The organism is Polaribacter sejongensis, from assembly GCF_038024065.1.
GTDB lineage: Bacteria > Bacteroidota > Bacteroidia > Flavobacteriales > Flavobacteriaceae > Polaribacter > Polaribacter sejongensis.
In genome coordinates, this window is record NZ_CP150667.1 from 3,225,003 (window position 1) to 3,244,777 (window position 19,775).

A 19,775-nucleotide genomic window follows, 5' to 3' on the forward strand; every position below is an offset into this window, starting at 1 on the left:
ACAAGAATTTACAAATTTTTTATTAATTAAAATTTTATTAAAATGGAGAACTTAGAAAGAAAGACCGTTGCAATATTAGCAACTAATGGATTTGAAGAAAGTGAATTAAGAGAACCAAAGAAAGCTTTAGAAGAAGCAGGTGCAGAGGTGCACATTGTGTCTTTAGAATCTGGAGAAATAAAATCTTGGAATGAAGGTAATTGGGGAGAAACGTATAAAGTAGATAAAACTTTAAAAGAAGTATCTCAAGAAAACTATAATGCATTGATGTTGCCTGGTGGAGTTATAAACCCAGACTTATTACGTAATAATGAAGATGCAGTTCATTTTGTAAAATCCTTTTTTGAGCATCATAAACCTGTTGGAGCTATTTGCCACGGACCTTGGTTATTGGCGGAAGCAAACGTCTTAAAAGGGAGAAATATAACTTCATATAGTTCAATTAAAACAGATCTTATAAACGCCGGAGCAAATTGGGTTGATGAAGAGGTAGTTGTAGATAAGGGTTTAGTTACCAGTAGAAACCCGAGTGATTTACCTGCATTTAACGCTAAGTTAGTGGAAGAGGTTTATGAAGGTAAACACAAAGGTCAAATGGCTTAATTTATCTTTTAAATAAGACGATTATTAGTCGTAAATAAAAAAGAAGCGCAAATTTAGATTTGCGCTTCTTTTTTGTGATAACCTTTAGCTATTTAATCTTAACAAGAACCTTTATTAGAAAGGGTAAATGAAGACTACTCTGGTTGAGGAGAGTACTTAATGTTTTTCTGAAGAATAACGGCATTAGGAATGGTTATTAATTCTTTTTCTAAGGTTCTTAATGTGATGAAAAATGCACCAATATCTCTAATTTCACCTGTAATATTATTGTCTTTTTCTAAAATAGTAATGGTGTCTCCAATTTTTACAGGATAATTTATAAATAAAATTAAGCCAGCAGTAATGTTAGAAAGAATAGACCATTGCGCAAAAAAAGCAATACCTAGAATGGTTAAAAAAGAAGAAACGTAAACAAGTAATTGTTTCTCGTCTACTCCCCAAACAAAAGATACAAATACAATTATAGTAATGTATATAAGCACTGAAATTATTTTATTTGTTAAAATAATTCTGGCTTTTTGAAACCCAAATTTTACTTGAATTTTCCTTAAAGAATTGGTAATTACAAAGCGAATTAAAAAAGCAACAACTATAATTGCTATTGATGATATGATTTTATAATTGTAAAATTCCATAATTATAGTATTTAACTAAATACTGCTTTTAAGGCAGTTGCATCGCCAGGCTTTAACTTTCCTGCTAAAACTAAACTTAATTCTTTACGTTGTAAAGCACCTTCGTAGCGTGTTTGTTCTAAATCTGTTTCTGGTCTAATTTGAGGAATAGCAACAGGTCTTCCTGTTTCGTCTACAGCAACAAACGTATAAATACCTTCGTTTACTTTAGTTCTACATCCAGACTGTCTGTCTTCTGTCCAAACATCTACATACGTTTCCATAGAAGAGTTAAACGCTCTAGAAACTTTAGCTTCTATAGTAAGTACGCTTCCAACAGGTACTGCTTTGCTAAAAGCAACATGGTTTACAGAGGCTGTAACTACAATTCTTCTAGAGTGTCTACCTGCAGCAATACTACAAGCTCTGTCCATTCTGGCAAGTAATTCGCCACCAAAAAGGTTGTCTAAATAATTGGTTTCACCGGGTAAAACTAAGTCGGTAAGTATTGTTAAAGATTCTTTCGGCGTTTTTACTTCCATCAAAAAATGTTTTTTTTGCAAAGATAGCAATCGCTTATTAAAAAAAGAGGTTTAAAATTGTTAAAGAAAAGTAGAATTAATCTAACTTTTCAACAAGTAACCAAGCATCTTTAGATACTGTTTTCTGAATTCTATAAAGGTTGTTAGTAGCTTCATTTCGGCTAGCGTAACTGTTAAAAGTAACTTGAGTAAGTCCCCATTTGTTAACGCCAATTATCTTAGCATCAAATCCTTTTGCTTTTAATTCTTCTACTCTTTTTTCTGCATTTTCTGCAAATTGAAAAGCTCCAGCAACAATATGAAAAGGTTTTGCTACTTCTTTAACAACATTTAAGTTAATAGTTGGTAAAGGATTAGAAATAACAAAAGTAGCCGCTTGTATCTTTTTCTGAATAGCTTTTTCTTGATTCGCTAAGTTTTCTTTTTGTAAATTATTTTCATAACCATTATAGCCAGCATAACCTAAAGTTAGTAAAATAGCAGCTGTTGCAGCGTATTTTATAAGTGCAGGTATTTCTCTTTTGCGCTCTTCTTTTAAAGGAAGAGGATTCAAAGGCTTTACTTGTTCTTTAAATCTAGAAATAGCAGAAGATGTTACGGTATCTAAACCAAAAGATTCTGTTAAGTAATTAACAGCAGCATTAGGTTCAAAAATAATTTGTTTTTCTTCATTTAAAGACAAAACACCTAAACTATCAATTTGTACAGTGTTAGACTGTAATTCATTTTGCCACTTAATAACAGATAATGAAATAGCAGTAGAAGCTTTTTCGAAAGAAATGTTTTCTGCAGAAGCAATATAATTAGCTAATAAACCATCATTGTGTTTTAACAAACTATTAAAAGTAACCTGTTTAGTAGGTGGTGTAAAAGTATGTGTAAAATTATTGGCTTTTGCACCAATTTTATTGGTTACAAATCCTCCAAAGTCAGGTACAATTACGCAATCGTATCTGTACAGTAAATCGTTTATGTAAGTTGCTAATTTCATTAGAACAAATATAGAAATTAAGGCGTTTTGAAAAACAATTTCTTAACAATTTTATCAACAAATATTTTATATATTGGTATTCAAATTGTTACCAAATTGAAAGAAGAAAAATTATTAGCGATCTTAAGATTACAAAAATGCAAAGCCATTGGTGATATTTTGGCCAAGAAACTCATTGTAAATGTGGGAGATGTAGAGCAGGTTTTTAAAGAAAAGACAGCAATACTCTCAAAAATTAACGGAATAGGAGGTCATGCTTTAAAACATTTGTTTGATGCAAAAAACATAGAATTAGCGCAGCAAGAGTTAAAATATGTTCAAGATAATAATATTTCTTATACTTATTTCTTAGAAGATGATTATCCTAAAAATCTACAACATTGTATTGATAGCCCTATATTATTGTTTAAAGATGGGAATTTAGATTTTTCGAATCAAAGAATTATTTCTGTTGTTGGTACCAGAAATATTAGTTCTTACGGACGCGATTTTTGCAATCAATTAATTAAAGAAATTGCAGTTTATAATCCCATTATTGTAAGTGGTTTTGCATACGGTGTAGATATTTGTGCGCATAAAGCTGCAATAGAAAATAATTTGCAAACCATTGCGGTTTTAGCACATGGTTTCGAGCAAATTTATCCGAAGGTACATAAGAAATACATCAATCAAGTAAATGAAAATGGAGGTTTTTTAACTGAATTTTGGAGTGAAGAATCTCCTTTAAGAGAGAATTTTTTAAAACGAAATAGAATTGTTGCTGGTATTTCTAAAGCAACCATTATTATAGAATCTGCCTCAAAAGGAGGTTCTTTGGTAACAGCTGATATAGCAAATTCTTATAACAAAGATGTTTTTGCAGTTCCCGGAAGAACCACAGATATTTATAGTAAAGGATGTAATAATTTAATTAAAAACAATAGGGCGCATTTATTGAGTTCTGCTTCCGATATTGTAAAAATGTTGAATTGGGATGTTCAAGAAAAAACCAAACCAATTCAAAAACAACTATTTATAGAATTGAATGAGAACGAGCAAAAAATTCATGATTTATTGCATGATAAAGGGCAACAGTTATTAGATGTTATATCGTTAGAATGTAATATTCCAATTTATCAATTATCATCTATATTATTGCAGTTAGAATTAAAAGGTGTTACCAAACCTTTACCAGGAAAGATGTTTGAACTTGCTTAATAATTCCTATTTTTGAAACTATGAAGTTAGAAAGAAAGTTAATGTCTAAAAAGAAACCAACATTTCCTATTAATGATATGTTGAGCGATTACTTAAAAAAGTATAATAGGAATGTGAAAATTCCAATTTTTTATGATGATTTATTGCGTTTTCAAGGCTCTGTAACTGTGTATGACAATAATGATGAAGATACGCTATGGATACGAACGTATTACTCTGAATGGGATCGGATAGAAATAGACAATAGTTTAAAAAAAATATACACCATGTTGCTTTCGGATGGAAGTGAAGAGACCATTCCGTTTTTAAATGTAGATGCAATAGATTACTGTACGTTTGGTAATTCGAAACCATTTAGAATAAAAGTTAGAAATATTTTAAATGATAATTCCACCTATTTTTATGTAAAAAAAGCAGATGCTTCTCGTGTTTACGGTTTAGAATTAGAGCATATATTATCTCCTCATAACATTAATTTCTTAGTATATAAAGACACGCTAATAGAAGAGCATATTGTTGGTATCCCTGGAGATGATTTTATCAAAAACTTTTTACCTAAATGTACAGAATTAGAAAAATCTCAAATAGCCAAAGAGTTTGTAAAGTTTAAAGAACGTTGTCTAGTTCGTTTGTTGGGAGATATGCGTTCTTACAATTACGTAGTTACACCTACGCACGATTTTTTTAGCATTATTTATAAAATTAGAGCCATCGATTTCGATCAACAGTCGTTTGAAGGAAATTTAAAAGTTTACAACCTACAATTTATGAAGGAGAACTTTAAAATGGTGGAAATGGTGGGTAAAAAATTACAAAATAGCTCTATTGAACAGTACAAAATAGAAGAACGCTCCTTTATGGCAAAACGTATGATTACTGCGCCAAGAAGAACAGAAAGGCTTATAGCTTGTATGAAAAATGATACCATTTCATATCCGGAAAACATAGCATTGTTAAAGAAGCAATTAATGAAATATGTGGGAGATGTAAAGTTTAAAGACTGTAATAATATGGGCGAAATTTTAGATACTATTTTATCTTTTGTAAAGCGTAATTATTTAGATATTAGTAATAAAGATTTGTTTTAGAAGCTGTTTCCTGCTTTCACTACTCGCTTTTTTTATTGCTCTTTCTCGATACAAATTTTTCATTCTTCAAAATTCACTCGAAAGGACAATAAAAAAGAGCTCAGGCAAACCGTTCAATCAGGGCTAAACTTGTTTGCTGGCGTTTTGTAATAGAGGTCCAATTATCATCTTAAAATAAAAAAAAGGACGTAAAAATTAATTTACGTCCTTTTTAGTTGGCATTATTTTAATATTACCAAGCCCCAATAAAATGACTTCCTGTTGCGTTTACTAACTCAGCACCTTTAGTTACAGCACCACTTTCAGTATCTACAACATAAATGTTTCCGTTTTGCCCAACAGGCGCTTGCGTTAAATAGATTTCATTTCCATCAACCGCAAAACCTTGGTATTGGAATAAGTAAAAATCTGGATCATAAGGAATATCTTCAATTTTTACAGCTGTTTTAGCATTTAAATCAACCAAAGCAAAAAATCCTTGAGCTCCTGCTAAACCATCAGCAGAACCTTCATGACGATACGCTAATACTGCTTTTCCGTTTGCTGCAGGTCTCCAAGCAAGAACATAGGCTCCTGTTACGCCTAAAGCATCGTCTAAATTAAAGTCGTAAGAATTGTCATATTGGTTATCTGCTCCAATTTTTAAGATATAAGAACCTTCTGGATCACTTTGGTTAGCTTGGTAAACACTTCCGTTATATTCAAAAGCATTAATACTTCTGTATCCGTTTGTGTTTCCATGTCCTACAGCAGAAGTGATTACTGTTGGGTTGTCTAATGATGGGTAATCTAAAACGATGGTTTTAGAACCTAAAATTTCATAATCGCTATCACTTTCTACGGTACTTGGATCTACTTTGCTTAAACGACCACCGATGTATAATTTATTTCCTGCAGCATTTAAAGTAGGCATGTCAATTCTAGAAAAATAATAACCAGCAGCTTCTTCTTCAGCACTTAAAGGAACAACGTGTTCTTTAAACTCAATTATTGTTGAATTTTCTAAATCTAAAGTTACTACACCTATAGTAGCTTCTGTATTTGTATAAACATCGTCTGTTACATCATCTGGTGTTCCGTTATCATCCACTTGGTGTTCTGTAGATACGTATACTGCAGATCCAGTTTTGTCACCGTCAAATAATTTTATCCATCTTGGAGCAGTTCCTACATAAGGAGCAATACTTACTTCTGTACCTGTTGGTGTAAAATTTTGACCACCTTCTACAGTGTATTTAGTGTAGTTACCACCTGTATCTCCTGCGTAGCTAATATTAAAAATTGTACCTCCGTCTTCCGAAGCTTGTAATCTAGCGGTTCTGTTTGAAGGTGCAATAAATCCATTTTCGAAAGGATCTATAGACACTGTTGGGTCTTTTGCGTCTTCACTAGATACACTATAAATTAGTGTTCCACCATTTCCGTCTCCAGGATTGTCTCCCATTTTAGCTCCAGCAATTGTTATCCATCTAGTAGCATCTGGTTCTGGGGTATCAATTGGATCATCGTTAACATCTTCGCTACATGCCGTAAATAGGCCTAATGATAATACAAGGGCTAATGCTTTGTGGTTTAAAAAAAATCTTTTCATTTTTATTTTATTTAGTTAAATTTATTGATTGTGTAATTTAATTTTATGTAAAAAGCTCTACCTGGTTTTTGTACAGATAAATTATCGAATACAGGTTTGTCAAATATGTTTTTAATATCGAAACTAGCAACAAGTTTTTTGTTTGGAAAAGAATAACTAAGACCAAAATCTTGAGAAAATTGTTTCGGTACTTCAAAAAAATCATTACCAACTGTATTAGAACCTTGAGGAACTAAGTATGAAAACTCATCTGTAAAGTACATCGAGTAAAATAGGTTTAGTCTAGATTTTTTCTGTATTAAATCTTTAAAAGAGTAGCGTAAACTACCATTCATGGTAAAAAAAGGTGTGTTTGGTACATCTATTTCTACATTGCTATTTATAATTTGTAAATCGAAACGAGACACGTTAAAATTTACTCCAAAATTTCTGTCATAGGTATAATTTAATTGTGCGTCTATCCCTTTAGAAGTTGCGGTTCCTTGGTTTACGTATACAATTAATTCGTCATCAACATTAAAAGATGTTTCTATAGGTAAGCCAATTCTGTCTTTAATGTTTCTTGTAAATACATTGGTAGAGATAGAGAAATCATGGTCTTTTATGTTAAATGTTCCAAATCTAAAACCTAAGTTATAGTTGTTACTTTGTTCTGGTTTAATAGTTGGGTTTGCTACTACATTATCACCATCATTACCAAATACTTCAGTTTCATCAGGTAAACGAACAGCTTTTTCCGCAGAAGTTAACAGTGTAACTTTTGGAGAAATAGCATATGAAGCTGCAAAACCGTATCCATCTTTTTTGTTATTACTACTTATAATTTCATCAACGATACTTTTGTTTCCGTTTGTGTCTGTTTGTATTTCAGGATCTATACTTGTTGTTTTTTGTTGATAATGTTTTCCAAATATGCTTGTTCTTAATCTATTATCAAAAGCTTTAAATTCATAGGTTAAAGAATAGATGTTTTTGTCAATATTTCTTGTGCCTTTAAAGGTGTTTTCTAATACCGAAACTAAAACATCGCTGTCTTCTCTGTCAACTCCGCTGTATACGTGGTTTACTAAAACTTTATGGTGATCATTAAAATCATAAGACACACCAGTTCTAATAGAAGCTACTTTTCTTTTAATTTTGGCCAATGTTGGTCCTCCTTCTTGTTGAGATCCCCAAGTATATTTGTATTCGTTACCTCTAAAATCGATGGCTCTATCTCCAGTCCAACTATAAGCCCAAGCAACGGTATCGTTAATAGCACGGTTTCTTTTTCCGTACAACCCGTTTATTTTTACATCTAGCCCTTTGGTGAAAAGATTTTTCTTCTGATAAATTATGTTTGCCAACAAAGCGTCCGATTCTAAAAAACGGTCTTTATAAGGCGTGATGGTCATAAATGCCCCGTGTTGCACCTCTTTGTAGTCTTTAGAAGCGTTAAAACCAACTAAAAACTGGTCTGCCCATTTTACATCTGTAAAACCAGCTTGAAACATTCCGCCTGTAGATCTATAGGCATCATTAAATCTTTTTGCAGTAATTGGAGTTTGTACACCTCCTAAGCCTGTGTCTACAACACTTCTTCCGGATACTTCGTAGTCATTATCAGAATAATTATGAAATATAGAAGATTTTACAGTAAATCCAGTTTCTTCAAAACGATATAAGCCATTAACGTTAGCTTGCAGGGTGTTGAATGATCCGTATGAAACAGATGCGTTTAAATTTGTTTTGGTATCATTACGAAGTACGATGTTAATGGCGCCTCCTAAAGCATCATCTGTCAAATGTCCAGGAACCACTCCTTTATACACTTCAATATTTTTAATCATGGAAGGCGGAATACTGTTTAGGTTGTAAGAAGATCCGTACATAGAGCTAGGGATTCCGTCAATAAAAATTCGTACAGCATTACCCGATAATCCATTTAAACTATAACTAACTTCTGATCCTAAACCACCATTTTGACGAATTTTTACGCCAACTGTAGTGTTTAATAAATCGTTTGTTTGAACGTTTCTAAGACCAGCTTCTTCAGTTTTTATAACATTTACAGCAAAACCTTGGGTTTCTTTTTTAGTTTCTTCTGTTTTGGTAGTTATACGTACTTCATCTAACTGATTCTTTATACTTTCTAATAAAACATTTACTTCCTTTTTATTTGAATTGAGTTGAGTGGTAATTGTTTTAGACTTTGAGTTTAATGAATGGAATTGAATTTTATGGGTTCCGTAAGGAACTGATTTTATATAGAATTCTCCATTAAAGTCGGTAACCGTTTCTTTGTAGAAATGATCTCCTTTTATAACGACAAAAACATCTATACCTGGTTCATTATCGTCAACTTTTACTTTTCCGTAAAAATCTCCTTCTTGACCAAAAGCGGTATATGATACAAGTAACAGTAAAAATGTTTTAAAAAAAGATGGCATTCGTTTTATTTTTCGACAAATATAAAACTATTTATAACGAGTCTAAATAAACTTAACAGTTTTGATAGATTATTTTTTTAAAGGGGTTTTTAAGGGGTATGTGATAATTTTTAAGTATTGATAATGATAATAATTAAAAAAACACATACTATTTTTAATGATTCTATATAGTGGGTTTTTCTTTTTGCTGTTTTATAAGCGTTATTATCTTATATAAATGATTTTATTTTAGTTTTTGAGAAGAATAAATACAGGTGAGTAGTTAAATAAGATAGAGGGGAATAGTGATTTGTAATTTTATTTTTTACTTCTTACGCTTTCGACAATTACTGTAAATAAAATTAAGCTTCCTCCTATAATTGTATTCATACTCGGAATTTCATTTACAAATATGTAAGCGATAATAATACCAAAAACAGGTTGCACGCTGCTAATTATGCTTGCTGTAGCGACAGTGAAGTGTTTTAAGGAGTGAATCATCATGGTGTGGCCAATGGCTGTTGTTAATAAAGCAATTAATAATAACAAAGGCAATTGACTTTCAAAGTTAGAAATATCACTGAAGAATAAAACAGGTATTAATAATAGAGTCACAATAATTAATTGGTAAAGCATAATTGTGCTCCCGTTATAGTTGGTAACGTGCTTTTTGGTAGTTAAATTTCTTAAAGCATAACAAAGAGCAGATAAAATACCTAATAAAACTCCTTTGGCTTCGTTGTTTTCTATAGAAAAATCTGGTACTAAAATATACACGCCAATTAATACAAAGATTCCTAATAAAACATGAATTTTATTTAGTTTTTGTTTAGAGAAAAAGGGCTCTAAAAGCGCAGCCATTACTGGGAATGTGTATAAAGACAACATTCCTAAAGCAACGTTAGATAGCTTTAAAGCATAAAAATAGGTTACCCAATGAGCTCCTAAGAAAAAACCGTTAATTGCAAAAGAATAATAATCTTTCTTAAATTTTATTTTTAAATCTATTTTCTGGACTTTACAAAAAATATAAACTAAAACGGCGGCAAAACTAGCTCTACATAAAATAATTACTTCCGCTGGTAAAGCAATATATTTACCTAAAACACCAGAGGTGCTTATAAATAATGTTGCTAAAATTAAGAGGGATAAATTTTTTACGTGAGTATTTTCCATTAAAGAAACTATGGGATTTGGTAGGGGTTTTAAGCCTTATTTATTGTTTCCACTCTAGTGTTTCTACTAAACGTAAAATGTCTTTTTTAACATAATCTACTGCAGGTAAAATGGAGTCGTAGTTTGGTTTTGCGTAAAAATACAAGGATCCTTTTATAAAGTTTTTGGTACTATCTGTTATGTGGAATTGAATTTGAGAGGCTGCATTACCTGTTATTTCATACATGCTACCAAAAACCCTTTTCTTAGGATTTACAAAATCTTTTGGAATAATTTGTTCTGCTTTTATAGTGTGTTTAAAAACCAATTTTTCTGCTTCTGTTAGCAGTTCTTTAATGTTATTTTCTACAGGTCTGTAGGTAATGTCTATAGAAGCTTTTAAATTAGGGTATTTTATGGTAAGCCAATTTTTAGGGTCGTCATAAGTTTTTGTGTTTTCTAAGATATCAAAGGTATAAGGTCTTTCTAGGTCTAATTTTTTATATGCTTTTGTAGGGTATGTTAAACTTAAATATCCTTTTGGTTTGGGCAAAACATCTTCTTTACAAGATAGAAATAGGGTTACAAAAATTAATAGAAAAATATTACGCATTTCGTGTAGCTTTAACTTGTTTAATGCGTTTTTTATCTAACGCTTCTATGGTAAACGTATAGTTCTTGAAGTTTATTTTCTCTCCTTTCTTAGGGAATTTACCGGAAATCTCTAAAATAAAGCCGGCTAAGGTTTCACTTTCTCCTTTTTCTTGTTCAAATATTTCTTCATCCTCGTCATCTAAAACTTTGCAGAAATCTTTAATACTTGTTTTACCTTCAAAAATATAATTGTTAGCGTCTATTTTAGAATAATGTAAATCTTCATCATCAAATTCATCATTTATATCGCCAACAATCTCTTCTATTACGTCTTCTAAAGTCAGTAAGCCGCTTGTTCCTCCATATTCATCAACAACAATTGCTAAGTGATTTTTCTTTTCTCTAAAATCGGCTAATAAATCATCTAACTTTTTGTTTTCTGGTACAAAAAAAGTTTCTCTTAGTAATTCTTGCCATTTAAAAGTTGTTTTATTTAAATGAGCTAATAAGTCTTTAGCGTATAAAACCCCAACAATATTGTCTATGTTATCTTTGTAAACAGGGTTTCTAGAGTAGCCGTTTTTTAGGATTTTTTCTAAAACTACTTCGTAGGATTCAGTATCAGAAAGTGCAAAAATATCTATACGAGGAACCATGATTTGTACGGTTTCTGTATTTCCGAAGTTTACAATTCCTTCAAGAATTTTTTGTTCGTCTTTTGTGGTTGCGCCTTCAGAAGTTAGCTCTAGTGCTTGTGATAGCGTTTCTACTGAAAAATTAGAATTTTTACTACCTAATTTTTTTTCTATCCACTTTGTTAGTGTAATTAAAGGTAAGCTAAAAGGTGTTAGTAAAATGTTTATGGTGTGTATAAACTTAGACATTGTTTTAGAAAAGCTAAGTGCATTTCTAGAAGCGTAAACCTTTGGTAAAACCTCGCCAAATAATAGGATTAGAAAGGTTACAAGAACAATTTCTAATAAAAAACGAGTAGGAATTAAAAGTGAAAATAGTTCTAGTTTAAAGTCGAAACTACCAAATAAGGTTTCTGCCAATGAAGCAAACAATAATACAATTAAGATATTTATAAAATTGTTGGTTATTAAAATTGTGGCTAATAACTTTCGAGGTTTTTCTAATAAACTAACGACTATGTTTTGATCTTTACCGTTGTTAGAAAGTTCGTTTAAATCTGTTTGTGAAAGTGAGAAAAAAGCAACTTCTGCTCCAGAAACTAAAGCAGAGCTAACAAGTAAAACAATTAGAAAAACTGAATTAAACGTAGTTACAAAATCTATTGAGGCAAATAATGAAAGTAATATTTCGGGATCTGGGTCCAATTGTTATAAGTTAGATTAATTAAAATGGTAAATCATCGTCTTCTTCTGGGGTTTCAGCTTTTGGTGCTGGTGCAGAAGGTTTAGATTCTTGTTGTGGTGCAGCAGGGGTTGAATTATCCGCGTTTTTCTTGGTAGAAAGCATGGTCATTTCATTTATATGAACTTCTGTAGCGTAACGTTTTACTCCGTCTTGTTCCCATTGGCGGTTTCTTAATTTCCCTTCTATATATACTTTATCTCCTTTAGATAAATATTTTTCACACACTTTTGCCAATCCGTTTCTTACAACAAGATTGTGCCAATCGGTAGAAGTAACTTTTTCTCCGTTTTGTTTATTTGTATAGCTTTCACTGGTTGCTATTGGAAATCTACCTACACAATTTTGATCATCAAAATAGTGCATTTTAACATCGTCACCTAAATTACCAATTAAAATCACCTTGTTTATTGTTCCTGCTGCCATCGCTTTCTTTTTTTTGTATTAAGTCTTGTTTAGTTTATATCTATCGATTTTAAACCTTCGAGAAACTACGTTGCTAAATGCAATTAAAATATTTAATTATTTTAATTTTAGTACTACTTGAGTAGACAAACTTAATTTGTTTAATAACTGTACCTCAAAAGTACTAAAAATATCAATTACTTTTTAGCTTGAAAAGCTTCTAAAAAATTTGCAATTAAAATAGGAACAGGATATTTTTCAATTTCATTCCATTTTATCGTTGTTTCGGCAGTATTTGCAGTTTCTACAATCCAGAATTGGGTATATAAATGTTGATGAGATAATTTATGTACAATCTCTTTTGGGTTAAAAAGTGAAATGGTGGTTTCTAAAGGAAATAAATTTATAAATTCTTCTGATGAAACTAATTCTTCTTTATTAATGATTTTATCACTTTCTATTAATGGAAATTGGTATAAACCTTGCCAGATTCCTTTTCCTTTTCTTTCTGATAAAATAGTGGTGTCGTCATCCGTTTTTATCACAAGAAAATTAAAGTATCTTTTTCTTACCTTTATTTTCTTCTCTTTTACAGGAAGTTCTTTGGTTAGCTTTTTTTCTAATGCCACACAGCTATCAGAAAAAGGGCAGGTTTCACATAGCGGGTTTTGAGGCTTGCAGTGTAATGCACCAAAATCCATAATGGCTTGGTTATATGTTCCAGGTTGCGTTTCGTCAATTAATGATTGCGCTAATGTTTTAAACTCTTTAATTCCTGCGGATGAGTTAATAGGTGTATTTATACCATAATAACGAGAAAGTACTCTGTAAACGTTGCCATCTACAACTGCAGTTGGTTCGTTAAAGCAAATAGAGGCAATTGCAGAGGCGGTATAATCTCCAATTCCTTTTAGTTTTATAATCTCTTTATATGTAGTAGGAAATTCGCCATTAAGTTCGTTTGCAATTTGTTTTGCAGAAAAATGTAGGTTCCTTGCTCTAGAATAATATCCTAGACCTTGCCACATTTTTAAAACGGTACTTTCATCCGCTTTAGCGAGGTTAAAAACAGTTGGAAAATCTGTTGTAAATTTTAGATAATAGGACAAACCTTGAGCAACTCTTGTTTGCTGTAACATAATTTCTGACAACCAAATAAAATATGGGTTTTTAGTTTTACGCCAAGGTAGATCTCGGTTGTTTTGTAAGTACCAGTATATTAGTATTTTATGGAATTTCAATTTTTAATAGATTTTATGTTAAAATATAGTTTTATGTTAAAATTCATATGGCGTTTTAACTAATTTGGCAATTATTGGTATTATCATAGTTAAAATTAACATTTACCTTGCTTTATTAACAATAAATTGTGATGTTTACGGGAATTAATTCAAACAAGATATAAATGAAATTAAAAACAAACTTTATTCTAACGCTGTTTTTGGCGTTTGTGGTGCAAGTAACTTTTGCGCAAGGTAAAAAAATATCGGGAACTGTCTCCGATAAAACGGGAGTTCTACCAGGGGTTTCGGTAGTAGTGAAGAATACTAAGAAAGGTACAGAAACTAATTTTGATGGAGAGTATTCCATATTTGCAGAATCTGGTGATGTTGTAGTTTTTAGGTATTTAGGAATGAGGTCTTTATCAAGAACTATTGGAGTTGGTACTACTCTTAATGTTGTTATGGAGGAAGATGATAACGTGTTAGATGAAATTGTTATTACTGGTATTACAGAGACTGATAAGCGTATTTTTACGGGTGCTTCTACTTCATTAAAAGCTTCTGATGTTAAATTAGATGGTGTTCCAGAAATAAGTAGAGCGTTAGAAGGTAGGGCTGCTGGTGTTACTGTGCAAAATGTTTCGGGTACTTTTGGTGCTGCTCCAAGAATTAGAGTTCGTGGTGCTACTTCTATTTATGGTAACTCTAAACCATTATGGGTAGTAGATGGTATTATTTTAGAAGATGCTATTGATATTTCTTCTGGAGATTTAGCGTCTGGAGATGCAACTACATTAATTAGTTCTTCTATTGCTGGATTAAATGCAGATGACATTGCGTCTTTTGAAGTTTTAAAAGATGGTTCTGCTACCTCAATTTATGGAGCAAGAGCAATGGCTGGTGTAATTGTAATTACAACAAAAAAAGGTAAGGCTGGTGTGAGTAGTATTAATTATACTACTGAAACTACGTTTAGAATGAGACCTTCTTATAATGATTTTAATATAATGAATTCTCAAGAACAAATGTCTGTTTATGAAGAAATGCGTTCTGGTGGATGGTTAAATTACAGTACTGTTGCAAATGCTAGTGAAAGTGGTGTTTATGGAGAGATGTATCAATCATTAAATCAGTTAGATAGTAATGGTAATTTTGTTCTTGCAAATACGCCAGAAGCTAAAGCAGGTTTTTTAAGACAAGCAGAGTTAAGAAATACAAACTGGTTTAACGAGTTGTTTAATGTTAACGCAATGCAAAGTCATTCGGTTAATATGTCTTCTGGAACCGATAGAGCAACTTATTATGGTTCTATTAGTGCATTAATAGATCCGGGATGGACTAAATCTAGTAATGTTAATCGTTATACAGCAAATTATAAGTCTTTATTTAAAGTTAATGATAGGTTATCATTTAATACTATAAGTACAGCTTCTTTTAGAAAACAAAAAGCACCAGGAACATTGTCTCAAGATGTAGATGTGGTAACTGGAACTGTAAAAAGAGATTTTGATATTAATCCGTATTCATTTGCTCTTAATTCTTCTAGAGCTTTAGATCCATCAAAATATTATACAAGAAATTATACTGACTTTAATATCATTGAAGAATTAGAAGAAAACTATATTGATATTAATGTTGTGGATTTAAAGTTTCAGGCAGAACTAAAGTATAAACTTAGTGAAAAAACAAACGTTAGTTTTTTAGGAGCCTTAAAATATCAATCTACATCTTTAGAGCATAATTCTACAGAATTTTCAAATCAAGCCAATGCTTTTAGAGCAATGGATAATGAGATTATTAGAGGTGCAAATCCATTTTTATATACAGATCCAGATGATCAATATGCTGTGCCAATTAGTGTTTTGCCAGAAGGAGGTATTTATAGACGTACAGATTTTAGTATGTTAGGATATGATTTTAGATCTACTTTTTCTTATAAAGACATTATTAAAGAGGATCATACTGTAAACTTTTATGCAGGAGCAGAGCTTAATTCAGCAGATAGACATACATCTAATTTTACCGGATGGGGATTACAATATTCTTTAGGAGAGGTTCCTTTTTATGGATATGAATTATTTAAAAAAGGAGTTGAAGAGAATAGCTTGTACTATGGTTTGGGTAACACTAGATACAGAAACTTAGCCTTTTTTGGTAATGCAACGTATTCTTGGAAAAGACGTTATACGCTTAATGGTACATTGCGTTATGAAGGTTCTAATAAATTAGGGAAATCTACAGCGTCTAGATGGTTGCCAACATGGAATGTGTCTGGTGCGTGGAATGTGCATGAAGAAGATTTCTTTGAGCATTTAGGTGCTTTAGATAGGCTTACTTTTAGAGCTTCTTATAGTTTAACAGCAGATAGAGGTCCAGATTATGTGTCTAATTCGTTAGCAGATATTAGAAGTATTAATCCTTGGAGACCTTCTTCGGGTGTTAAAGAAAGTGCTTTGTACGTTAGTTCTTTAGAAAATAGTGAATTGACTTATGAGAAAAAACACGAATTAAATATTGGTGTTGATGCTGGTTTTCTTAAAAACCGTATTAATGTAGGTGTAGACTGGTATACTAGAAATAATTTTGATTTAATTGGTAGAATTAATACGCAAGGTATTGGTGGAGAAGTTACAAAATATGGTAACGTTGCTGAAATGGAATCTGATGGATTAGAATTATCTATCTCTGCTACCCCAATAAAAACAGAAGATTTTTCTTGGCAAACAGACTTTATATATTCTAAAACAAGTAACAAGGTAACGAGGTTAGATACTCAGCAAAGAGTAATAGATTTAGTTACAGGTTATGGTTTTGCAAGAGAAGGGTATTCAGTAAAATCTATTTTTTCAATCCCTTTTGCAGGGTTAAATGAAGAAGGGTTGCCTACTTTTTATGATCAAGACGGTAATGTTTCTATTAGTGATGTTTACTTTCAGGAAAGAGATAAATTAGACTTTTTAGAGTATTCTGGATCTGCAGACCCTACAGATGTAGGTAGTTTTGGTAATATTTTTAAGTATAAAAATTTAACATTTAATGTGTTTACAACATTTTCATTTGGAAATGTAGTAAGGTTAGACCCTGTTTTTAGTTCTTCTTATTCAGACCTTACGGCTTTACCAAGAGAATTTGAAAATAGATGGGTGTTGCCAGGAGATGAAAATACAACAAATGTGCCGGTAATAGCAACAACGAGACAGCAGGATACTTATGGAGCATATGATCTAAGAACTGCTTATAATGCTTATAATTATTCTACCGAAAGAATTGCAAAAGGAGATTTTATTAGACTTAAACAAGTGTCTTTAGCATATCAATTTCCTAAAGAACTTGTAGAAAAATTAAATTTTAATAGCCTTTCTGTAAAATTACAAGCTACTAATTTACTTTTATTATATTCAGATGATAAATTAAATGGACAAGATCCAGAATTTTTTAACTCAGGTGGTGTTGCAAGTCCTTTAGCTAAGCAATTTACATTTACATTAAAATTAGGTTTATAAAATATAAAATATATAAAAAATGAAAAATAATAAAAAAATATTATTTGTAATATTTCTTTTTTCTCTTTTTGTGGTGTCTTGTGAAGATTTTTTAGATGAAACCCCAGATAACAGAACAGAAGTAGATACAGCAGAGAAGGTTAGAAAAATATTAGTGTCAGCCTATCCTTCAACAACATACGGAATGGTTGCAGAGTTGTCTTCTGATAATGTAGACGATATAGGAGCAGATAACCCTTATTCGGATAGGTTTACAGAGCAAGTTGTGTTCTGGGAGGATGTTACAGAAACAGATAACGATAGTCCTACGTATGTTTGGGAAGGATGTTATAGTGCAATTGCGAATGCAAATCAAGCATTAGAAGGTATTGAGGCTCTTAATGATGATTCTTTATCAGCAGAAAAAGGAGAAGCTTTAATAGCAAGAGCTTATGCGCATTTTGTTTTGGTAAATATGTTTAGTAAACATTATAATACACAAAGTAGTAATACAGATTTAGGGGTTCCTTATTTAGAGACTGCAGAAACAACACTTAACCCTCAGTACGATAGAGGTTCTGTTTCTGAGGTATATGAAAAGATAAATAAAGATATTGAAACAGCTTTACCGCTTATTAGAGATGATATTTACGATGTGCCTAAGTATCACTTTAATGTAAAAGCAGCATACGCATTTGCAGCAAGGTTTAATTTATATTATGAAAATTGGGAAAAAGCAAAGGAGTATGCAACTAAAGTTTTAACAGCAAACCCTTCTAGTTTATTAAGAGATTGGGAAGCGCAAAGTTTAGTTGTAAGAAGTCAATTACCTGCGTCAACTGCATTTTATGAAGATACTAGTAACTTACTAACACAAGCTTACTCTTCTGCTTCAGGAGTGCATTTTGGGGCTTATTATACGGGTTCTCGTTTTAATCATACAAGTCAACTTTCTGATAGAGAGTCTCTTGGTGTTGCTTTGCCATGGGCAAGTAATGCTGGTTTATATCCTTATTACAGAGCATTTGTATATAATGCAGCTAACTTAAATAAAACATTATTTATGAAAATGCCTTATTTGTTTGAGTATACAGATGCTGTTGCAGGTATCGGTTTTAGTAAAACAATTAAAAGCCCTTTTACTTATGATGAAACTTTAATGGTTAGAGCAGAGGCAAATGTAATGTTAAAGGATTATAATGCTGCTTTAGAAGATTTAAATACTTTTGGTGGTAATTACTATAATTACGGTGGTGGTATTACAACTATCGATCAAATTAATACTTTTTATACTGGTGTAGCTTATTCTACTGAAGATGATGCAACACAAAAAAAGGTGTTAAGTCCTAAGTTTACTGTAGAAGCAGGTACACAAGAAAATATGTTGCATTATACACTTCAATTAAGAAGAATATTAACGATGCATGATGGTTTAAGATGGTTTGATAACAAAAGATATGGTATGGTTGTACCGAGATATCAGTATACAGATTCTGAACCAATTGTTGTAGATGTGCTTACGGCAGATGATCCTAGAAAAGCAATTCAATTGCCTCTAGATGTTATTTCAGCGGGTTTAACGCCAAACCCTAGATAAAATATTAATTATATAATTATGATAATCATGAAAAAAATAAAATATTTATTATTCATTTTAGTAATTACGTTTAGTAGTTGTGAAGAGAATGATGTACCAAACCCAGACGAGAGTGCTATTAGCACAGATTTTGGATACCAAAACCAATTTGATAAGTTTTTGGCGAGAGAATTTGTAGAACCGTATAATATTGAGGTTTTATATAAATTGCCAGATATAGAATCTAATTATAATTATACGCTAGTACCAGCGGAATATGAGAAATCTATTAAGTTAGCTAACTTAATTAAATATTTATGTTTAGATGCTTATAGTGCTGTTGCTCCAGCAGGTTTTTTAGAGAAAACATTTCCTAAGATGTTAGTATTTGTGGGTTCTTTTGGATATAATTCTAATGGAACAATTCTTTTAGGAACTGCCGAAGGTGGTTTAAAGGTTTCTTTATATGGGGTTAACGATTTAGATGAAACAAGCCCAGAGCAATTAAATAATTATTACTTTAATACTATACATCATGAGTTTGGACATGTGTTACATCAAAACATTCCTTTCTCTACAGATTTTACTCAGATAGTAGGTGCGGGTTATATTGGAGATGAATGGAGTACTGCATGGGGAGCAGGAGAGTCTTTACAGGCAGGTTTTATTAGTGATTACTCTAGTAATCAGGTTAGTGATGATTTTGTAGAGTTAATATCTCATTATATATTATCTACAGAGTCTGATTGGGCAACTACAATTGAAGAGGCAGGTGATGTAGGTGGACCGTTAATTAATCAAAAAATAGCAATAATTAAAGCTTATTTAACAAGTAGCTGGAGTATTGATATGGATGAGTTGAGAGCTGAAATACAAAACAGGTATGCTAATTTATCTTCGCAAGATTTAGATAATATAAACTAAAAAGA

16 protein-coding genes are annotated in these 19,775 nt (G+C 31.6%); 6 read left to right on the forward strand and 10 right to left on the reverse strand.

Annotated elements, in window-relative coordinates:
* The first annotated feature begins 42 nt into the window (after window positions 1-42).
* Window positions 43-603: a type 1 glutamine amidotransferase domain-containing protein gene (locus tag WHD08_RS13390; protein WP_208890480.1), complete on the forward strand. Its 561-nt coding sequence runs from the start codon at window positions 43-45 to the stop codon at window positions 601-603.
* Between the two features lie 134 nt (window positions 604-737).
* Here the strand turns inward: WHD08_RS13390 and WHD08_RS13395 are convergent, their stop codons facing one another.
* The 3 genes from WHD08_RS13395 to WHD08_RS13405 all read right to left on the reverse strand — a co-directional run bounded on the left by WHD08_RS13395 (window position 738) and on the right by WHD08_RS13405 (window position 2,750).
* Window positions 738-1,238, reverse strand: a complete 501-nt coding sequence (locus tag WHD08_RS13395; RefSeq protein ID WP_165731756.1) for a mechanosensitive ion channel domain-containing protein — start codon at window positions 1,236-1,238, stop codon at window positions 738-740.
* A gap of 11 nt (window positions 1,239-1,249) precedes the next feature.
* On the reverse strand, window positions 1,250-1,759 hold the full coding sequence (locus WHD08_RS13400; protein ID WP_165731757.1) for an acyl-CoA thioesterase: 510 nt from the start codon (window positions 1,757-1,759) through the stop codon (window positions 1,250-1,252).
* Window positions 1,760-1,835: 76 nt separating this feature from the next.
* A complete protein-coding gene (locus WHD08_RS13405) occupies window positions 1,836-2,750 on the reverse strand; it encodes an SPOR domain-containing protein (protein WP_208890479.1) in 915 nt (304 codons plus the stop codon).
* Window positions 2,751-2,846: 96 nt separating this feature from the next.
* Here WHD08_RS13405 and dprA point away from each other — a divergent pair, with 96 nt between their 5' ends.
* Window positions 2,847-3,947 carry a DNA-processing protein DprA gene (dprA, locus tag WHD08_RS13410; protein WP_208891182.1) on the forward strand — a complete coding sequence of 367 codons (1,101 nt, stop codon included), beginning with the start codon at window positions 2,847-2,849 and terminating at the stop codon, window positions 3,945-3,947.
* 20 nt (window positions 3,948-3,967) lie between these two features.
* Window positions 3,968-5,035: a hypothetical protein gene (locus WHD08_RS13415; protein ID WP_165731759.1), complete on the forward strand. Its 1,068-nt coding sequence runs from the start codon at window positions 3,968-3,970 to the stop codon at window positions 5,033-5,035.
* A gap of 232 nt (window positions 5,036-5,267) precedes the next feature.
* Here the strand turns inward: WHD08_RS13415 and WHD08_RS13420 are convergent, their stop codons facing one another.
* The 7 genes from WHD08_RS13420 to mutY all read right to left on the reverse strand — a co-directional run bounded on the left by WHD08_RS13420 (window position 5,268) and on the right by mutY (window position 13,806).
* On the reverse strand, window positions 5,268-6,626 hold the full coding sequence (locus WHD08_RS13420) for a hypothetical protein (RefSeq protein ID WP_208890478.1): 1,359 nt from the start codon (window positions 6,624-6,626) through the stop codon (window positions 5,268-5,270).
* An 11-nt stretch (window positions 6,627-6,637) separates the two neighbouring features.
* Window positions 6,638-9,055 carry a TonB-dependent receptor gene (locus tag WHD08_RS13425; RefSeq protein WP_208890477.1) on the reverse strand — a complete coding sequence of 806 codons (2,418 nt, stop codon included), beginning with the start codon at window positions 9,053-9,055 and terminating at the stop codon, window positions 6,638-6,640.
* A gap of 297 nt (window positions 9,056-9,352) precedes the next feature.
* On the reverse strand, window positions 9,353-10,210 hold the full coding sequence (locus WHD08_RS13430) for a DMT family transporter (RefSeq protein WP_208890476.1): 858 nt from the start codon (window positions 10,208-10,210) through the stop codon (window positions 9,353-9,355).
* Between the two features lie 40 nt (window positions 10,211-10,250).
* Window positions 10,251-10,802 (reverse strand): gliding motility lipoprotein GldD, encoded by a 552-nt coding sequence (gldD, locus tag WHD08_RS13435; protein WP_208890475.1) that lies wholly within the window; start codon window positions 10,800-10,802, stop codon window positions 10,251-10,253.
* Window positions 10,795-12,123 carry a gliding motility-associated protein GldE gene (locus WHD08_RS13440; RefSeq protein ID WP_165731764.1) on the reverse strand — a complete coding sequence of 443 codons (1,329 nt, stop codon included), beginning with the start codon at window positions 12,121-12,123 and terminating at the stop codon, window positions 10,795-10,797. Before WHD08_RS13440 ends, gldD begins: the two co-directional genes overlap by 8 nt.
* A 19-nt stretch (window positions 12,124-12,142) precedes the next feature.
* Complete coding sequence (locus tag WHD08_RS13445) at window positions 12,143-12,586, reverse strand: single-stranded DNA-binding protein (protein ID WP_208890474.1); 444 nt, start codon at window positions 12,584-12,586, stop codon at window positions 12,143-12,145.
* 176 nt (window positions 12,587-12,762) lie between these two features.
* Window positions 12,763-13,806, reverse strand: a complete 1,044-nt coding sequence (mutY, locus tag WHD08_RS13450; RefSeq protein WP_208890473.1) for an A/G-specific adenine glycosylase — start codon at window positions 13,804-13,806, stop codon at window positions 12,763-12,765.
* 164 nt (window positions 13,807-13,970) lie between these two features.
* Here mutY and WHD08_RS13455 point away from each other — a divergent pair, with 164 nt between their 5' ends.
* From WHD08_RS13455 to WHD08_RS13465, 3 genes are read left to right on the forward strand one after another with little or no spacing between them, the layout of a single operon-like run.
* Window positions 13,971-17,291 carry a SusC/RagA family TonB-linked outer membrane protein gene (locus tag WHD08_RS13455; RefSeq protein ID WP_208890472.1) on the forward strand — a complete coding sequence of 1,107 codons (3,321 nt, stop codon included), beginning with the start codon at window positions 13,971-13,973 and terminating at the stop codon, window positions 17,289-17,291.
* Window positions 17,292-17,310: 19 nt separating this feature from the next.
* Complete coding sequence (locus tag WHD08_RS13460; protein WP_208890471.1) at window positions 17,311-18,867, forward strand: RagB/SusD family nutrient uptake outer membrane protein; 1,557 nt, start codon at window positions 17,311-17,313, stop codon at window positions 18,865-18,867.
* Window positions 18,868-18,894: 27 nt separating this feature from the next.
* Window positions 18,895-19,770, forward strand: coding sequence for a zinc-binding metallopeptidase (locus WHD08_RS13465; protein ID WP_208890470.1), 876 nt, complete (start codon window positions 18,895-18,897; stop codon window positions 19,768-19,770).
* The last annotated feature ends 5 nt before the right edge of the window (window positions 19,771-19,775 follow it).

What these genes read in the sequence shown, in the direction of transcription:
- WHD08_RS13465 (WP_208890470.1), top strand. Translation starts at nt 18,895, where the DNA reads ATGAAAAAAATAAAATATTTATTATTCATTTTAGTAATTACGTTTAGT.
- WHD08_RS13415 (WP_165731759.1), top strand. Translation starts at nt 3,968, where the DNA reads ATGAAGTTAGAAAGAAAGTTAATGTCTAAAAAGAAACCAACATTTCCT.
- WHD08_RS13400 (WP_165731757.1), bottom strand. Translation starts at nt 1,759, where the DNA reads ATGGAAGTAAAAACGCCGAAAGAATCTTTAACAATACTTACCGACTTA.
- WHD08_RS13390 (WP_208890480.1), top strand. Translation starts at nt 43, where the DNA reads ATGGAGAACTTAGAAAGAAAGACCGTTGCAATATTAGCAACTAATGGA.
- WHD08_RS13430 (WP_208890476.1), bottom strand. Translation starts at nt 10,210, where the DNA reads ATGGAAAATACTCACGTAAAAAATTTATCCCTCTTAATTTTAGCAACA.
- WHD08_RS13420 (WP_208890478.1), bottom strand. Translation starts at nt 6,626, where the DNA reads ATGAAAAGATTTTTTTTAAACCACAAAGCATTAGCCCTTGTATTATCA.
- gldD (WP_208890475.1), bottom strand. Translation starts at nt 10,802, where the DNA reads ATGCGTAATATTTTTCTATTAATTTTTGTAACCCTATTTCTATCTTGT.
- WHD08_RS13445 (WP_208890474.1), bottom strand. Translation starts at nt 12,586, where the DNA reads ATGGCAGCAGGAACAATAAACAAGGTGATTTTAATTGGTAATTTAGGT.
- WHD08_RS13460 (WP_208890471.1), top strand. Translation starts at nt 17,311, where the DNA reads ATGAAAAATAATAAAAAAATATTATTTGTAATATTTCTTTTTTCTCTT.
- WHD08_RS13405 (WP_208890479.1), bottom strand. Translation starts at nt 2,750, where the DNA reads ATGAAATTAGCAACTTACATAAACGATTTACTGTACAGATACGATTGC.
- WHD08_RS13455 (WP_208890472.1), top strand. Translation starts at nt 13,971, where the DNA reads ATGAAATTAAAAACAAACTTTATTCTAACGCTGTTTTTGGCGTTTGTG.
- WHD08_RS13425 (WP_208890477.1), bottom strand. Translation starts at nt 9,055, where the DNA reads ATGCCATCTTTTTTTAAAACATTTTTACTGTTACTTGTATCATATACC.
- WHD08_RS13395 (WP_165731756.1), bottom strand. Translation starts at nt 1,238, where the DNA reads ATGGAATTTTACAATTATAAAATCATATCATCAATAGCAATTATAGTT.